This window comes from bacterium (genome assembly GCA_030652805.1).
In the GTDB taxonomy this organism is placed as follows: domain Bacteria; phylum JAHJDO01; class JAHJDO01; order JAHJDO01; family JAHJDO01; genus JAHJDO01.
This window is the reverse complement of record JAUSPT010000089.1, coordinates 1-4,526: the sequence shown is the minus strand read 5'-3', so window position 1 is coordinate 4,526 and position 4,526 is coordinate 1. Positions and strand designations below refer to the sequence as shown.

Below are 4,526 nucleotides of genomic sequence, written 5' to 3'. Positions count from 1 at the left end.
ACTGCCCGTCTAGGAGGAGATACCTTGTTATGGGGCATTAGAATCTTAAAAATCTGGACACTTTCTCCATGTTAATAGCTTAAATGTAGTATAATAACAGACCGACTATCCCCGGGCTTTAGCCCGGGGCAGTAAAGGGCTGCGAGCGAAGCCAGAAATTTTCTGGCTTCGCGAAGGGCAATATGGCATAATCTGGTTATGGCCAGATATTGGAGAGGCGCGCATACAAGGCACAAACTGCAATACCATTTGGTATGGGTGCCTAAGTATCGAAAAAGGGTATTACGGGGCAAAATAGCCTATCGTTTGAAAAAGTTACTCTATGCTGCCTGTAAGATAAACCGTTGGTGGATAGGTAAGTTAAATATTCAAAACGACCATGTGCATCTGCTGATACAGTTGCAGGCAAGCGATAGTATCGCTGACGCAGTCCAGATATTGAAAGGCGGAACAAGCAGGGTAATCCGCAAGGAGTTTCCGGAGTTGGAAGAGTTCTTATGGGGCGATAGCTTCTGGTCGGATGGCTATTTTGCTGAATCAGTAGGTCATGTCGATGAGGAAGTCATTAAAAAGTACATCGATGAGCAAAGTAAATAACCAGATTATGCAGAAGGTTTGAAACCCCGGGCTTTAGCCCGGGGAGTATTCATTAAATCGAAATATATATAACACGATTGCCATTAGAATGCCATTTTCCAATAATGAAAGAATTGATTAGTTGGTGGAGCCATATTCCTGAGCATATTAATCCTATTTTCCTAAAAATAGGCATTATTCAGGTGCATTACTACGGGTTAATGTATCTGTTGGCTTTTCTTATCGTATATTTGCTAGTTCTGTATAGGCTCAAAACAGAAAATATAGGACTCAAGAAAGAAGCTATATCCAATTATTTTACATGGTTGATCCTGGCGGTTTTAATTGGCGGTAGATTAGGTTATGTTTTGTTTTACGATTTATTTTATTACCTTAAACATCCTTTAGAGATATTTTTACCGTTTGATATTAATAACGGTTTCCAATATACTGGCCTTTATGGGATGAGCTATCATGGCGCGCTCATAGCAATAATTATTGCAACAGTTGTTTTTTGTCGTAAATATAAACTTAATTTCTGGTTACTTGCGGATTTATTAGCTCCCGCTGTCCCTCTAGGGTATACTTTTGGCAGATTAGGTAATTTTATTAACGGCGAACTGTACGGCCGCGTTACCACAGTATCATGGGGTATGTTTTTCCCTTTAGATTTAACACATCAATTACGGCACCCATCCCAGCTTTATGAAACATTGTTTGAAGGAGTAATACTTTTTATTATTCTGTGGAGCGTGCGAAAGAAAATACGGATTCCGGGCGGCCTTTTTTCTTTATACCTTATTGGGTATGGTGTAATAAGATTTTTCCTAGAGTTTTTTCGCCAACCCGATCAGCAATTGGGGTTTGTCGTTGGGTATTTAACCATGGGGCAGATTTTATGTTTGATTATGGCTATAGGAGGGTTAATATTGCTAATCAAACAACATAAATTTGATTTAGATAGGAGGCCATAATATGACACAAGTGCTATATGTAATTCTTGGAGTAGTTGCAGGAATGGCAAGCGGATTAATCGGAATAGGTGGTGGTATTATAGTTGTGCCATGCCTTATTTATATTTTTGGTTTTTCTCAACACGCGGCACAAGGAACTACTTTGGCGATGTTGATACCGCCTATAGGATTGCTTGCGGCTTGGGCTTATTACAAACAAGGGTACGCCAATATTCCGGTAGCAGGATTAATATGCCTGGGTTTTGTGTTAGGAGGCTATTTTGGGGCTAAGTTAGCTATTGGTTTTCCTGAAGTTATTCTGCGCAAAATCTTCGGTGTTTGCCTTTTGGCGATTGCCGGCTATATGATAATTAAGTAGATTTCTCATTTAAGGTAAACGCAAGAGAGGAGAACAAGACGATGAAGGGATTTTTTAATAAATGTTTAGCATTCTTTTCTTCTATTCATAAAGCCTGCCCTCTTTGCGCAATCTCTCGTAAATACCCGCGGTCAAGGTTTGCAAAAATAGTTTCTGTTTGGAGCCAGATTTGTCCTTGTTGCAATATTTATTACCTGGCTAAAAAAAGAAAACTTATTTAATGTAAGTATCTTTAATAAAGCTTGACAAGAATAGCTCTATATTGTATATTTGAAACTGGAAATCATTTTCATTAAGCTTGCATACCGGCAGGCAGAAAGATATAATGCCAAGAGGCAATTGTAAAGGACAAGGGTGGTGGCATGGGAAATTCAGGGGCTGTGGATATAGGCTTACTGCTGGCAGGGAGGCTATTCTTGATATTTTGTCTAAATCCGAAGGACACTTAAGTGCCGAAGATATATACGTGAAAATTCATCCCAAGTATCCTAGTGTAGGGTTGACTACTGTTTATCGAACGCTGGAAGTATTATCAAACCTCGGCATGGTATATAAACTTGATTTTGGAGATGGCAGAGCGCGATATGAATTTGCTCAAGGGCCTAAGGGAGCGCATCATCACCATCATTTGGTTTGTACGCAATGCAACAAGGTGATCGATTATACTGATTTTATTGATGAAGAAGTCGAGCTGCTAAATCAGACAGAGAAGGGATTGGGGCAGAAATATAAGTTTAGAATTACTAATCACCTTATACAGTTTTACGGTGTATGCGAGCAATGTAGCGGTAAAAAGTAATCGCTATATTTTTTTACCTATTAATGGAAATGATTTTCAGTAACGGAAAGGAAGGTGGTAATTATGCCAGGTTTTGACGGAACAGGGCCAAGAGGCCAAGGAGCAATGACAGGCGGTGGTAGAGGGTATTGCGCGGTAGAATTAAATAGTACAGGTGTAAGGCCGATGATCGGCCGCGGTTTTTACGGTAGAGGTAGTGGCCGCGGGTATAGAAATTGGTTTTACGTTACTGGAGTTCCTGGATGGCAAAGAGCTTCAATGGGGATGCCTGCTTTTGGCGGAGCGTATCCTAATGCGACTGAGATTACTCTGAAACAGGAAACTGATATTTTGAAAAACCAAGCTGATATTTTGAGAAAGCAGCTTGAAGGTATCCAAAGCCGCATTGAGATATTAGAAAAAGCCCAGGTAGAAAAGAGTGAATAACTAGTATGGGATGAGGGAATAGATTTTAATTTCTATTTCCTTATTCTGTTTTATTAAAGAGGAGGAATTATGCGTGTAGCTATATCTACGGATGGAGAGTTTGTATCTGCTCATTTTGGTAGATGTCCAACTTTTACCCTTGTTGATATTGAAAATGGTAAGGTAACTAAGAGGGCGGAAGTAGCGAATCCCGGTCATCAGCCAGGAGCAATTCCCGAATTTTTGCATAACAAAGGCGTTAATTGTATTGTTGCCGGCGGAATGGGAATGCGGGCAACCTCATTTTTTGAGGAATTTAGCATCAAGACGATTGTGGGGATAAGCGGAAAAATTGATGAGGTAGTTGAGCAGCTTAAAAAAGGTACTTTAGAAGGTGGAGAGAGCCTTTGTAACCCAGGAGCGGGTAAGGGCTATGGCTTAGATAAAACCGAATGCGATCATCCGCATAAAGAGGGCTGTGATCATTAAGGAGGAACGAATATGAAGATTTGTGTTACAGCAGAAGGAAAAAATTTGGATTCTAAGGTAGATCCGCGTTTTGGCAGGTGCCAGAATTTTATTATTGCTGATACCGATACTTTAGAATTCGAGGCTATTGGAAATCCGAATATCGAATCCATGGGAGGCGCGGGTATTCAGTCTGCGCAGCTGGTTGCTTCAAAACAGGTTAAGGCTGTGGTTACGGGAAACGTCGGGCCGAATGCTTTTCAAACACTACAGGCGGCGGGGGTAGAAGTTTTTACCGGCGCATCAGGCACGGTTAAAGAAGCGATTGAGAAATATAAAAGAGGAGAATTTAAGGCGAATTCCAGCCCAAGCGTAGGTTCGCACTCTGGAATACCGAATAAGAAAAAGTAATAATGGGACACCCCGCGCTAATTGGAATTGCGCGGGTGTTGTCTAGGTAGACAAGGAGCAGTGATGGCAGTCAAAGTTGATAAAAAGAAATGCAATGGTTGTGGAACGTGTAAAGATATTTGTCCGGTTAATGCGATAAAGATCGAGAATGAAAGGGCTGTAATCAGCGATGATTGCGTGGAATGCGGCGCTTGCGTAAATCAATGCCCAAATGAAGCAATTTCAATTTAGGAGGTGATTAGTATGCCAAGAGGAGATGGGACAGGCCCTTTAGGGCAAGGTCCAGGAATGGGAAGAGGCAGAGGTAAAGGCGGAGGAAATCGTCAGGGCGCAGGCCCTGGAGGAAATTGTGTCTGCCCTGCTTGTGGGACAAAGGTTGTACATCAAGCAGGTATGCCGTGTGCTTCAATGAATTGTCCCAAGTGCGGGATAATGATGGTTAGAGAGTAAGGATTAAATTTTGGATAAGGAAGTTCTTGAGAATCATAAAATATATCTAGAAAGAAAAAAGCTTTATCAAAGTTTTGGCTACGAT

At 41.1% G+C, this 4,526-nt stretch carries 9 protein-coding genes; all 9 read left to right on the top strand.

The window, feature by feature from the left end:
* Positions 1–198: 198 nt before the first annotated feature.
* The 9 genes from tnpA to Q7J67_08730 all read left to right on the top strand — a co-directional run bounded on the left by tnpA (position 199) and on the right by Q7J67_08730 (position 4,441).
* Positions 199–597, top strand: coding sequence for an IS200/IS605 family transposase (gene tnpA / locus Q7J67_08770; protein ID MDO9465374.1), 399 nt, complete (start codon positions 199–201; stop codon positions 595–597).
* 104 nt (positions 598–701) lie between these two features.
* Positions 702–1,550, top strand: coding sequence for a prolipoprotein diacylglyceryl transferase (lgt, locus tag Q7J67_08765; protein MDO9465373.1), 849 nt, complete (start codon positions 702–704; stop codon positions 1,548–1,550).
* Position 1,551: 1 nt separating this feature from the next.
* Positions 1,552–1,908 (top strand): sulfite exporter TauE/SafE family protein, encoded by a 357-nt coding sequence (locus Q7J67_08760; protein ID MDO9465372.1) that lies wholly within the window; start codon positions 1,552–1,554, stop codon positions 1,906–1,908.
* 325 nt (positions 1,909–2,233) lie between these two features.
* Complete coding sequence (locus Q7J67_08755) at positions 2,234–2,707, top strand: Fur family transcriptional regulator (protein MDO9465371.1); 474 nt, start codon at positions 2,234–2,236, stop codon at positions 2,705–2,707.
* Positions 2,708–2,770: 63 nt separating this feature from the next.
* Complete coding sequence (locus Q7J67_08750) at positions 2,771–3,133, top strand: DUF5320 domain-containing protein (protein ID MDO9465370.1); 363 nt, start codon at positions 2,771–2,773, stop codon at positions 3,131–3,133.
* Between the two features lie 69 nt (positions 3,134–3,202).
* Entirely contained in the window at positions 3,203–3,601 is a 399-nt protein-coding gene (locus Q7J67_08745; protein ID MDO9465369.1) for a NifB/NifX family molybdenum-iron cluster-binding protein, read from the top strand.
* Positions 3,602–3,613: 12 nt separating this feature from the next.
* Positions 3,614–3,991 carry a NifB/NifX family molybdenum-iron cluster-binding protein gene (locus Q7J67_08740; protein MDO9465368.1) on the top strand — a complete coding sequence of 126 codons (378 nt, stop codon included), beginning with the start codon at positions 3,614–3,616 and terminating at the stop codon, positions 3,989–3,991.
* 63 nt (positions 3,992–4,054) lie between these two features.
* A complete protein-coding gene (locus Q7J67_08735; protein ID MDO9465367.1) occupies positions 4,055–4,222 on the top strand; it encodes a 4Fe-4S binding protein in 168 nt (55 codons plus the stop codon).
* Positions 4,223–4,234: 12 nt separating this feature from the next.
* The gene (locus Q7J67_08730) at positions 4,235–4,441 is read left to right on the top strand and encodes a hypothetical protein (GenBank protein ID MDO9465366.1); all 207 of its coding nucleotides are present in this window, start codon (positions 4,235–4,237) and stop codon (positions 4,439–4,441) included.
* The last annotated feature ends 85 nt before the right edge of the window (positions 4,442–4,526 follow it).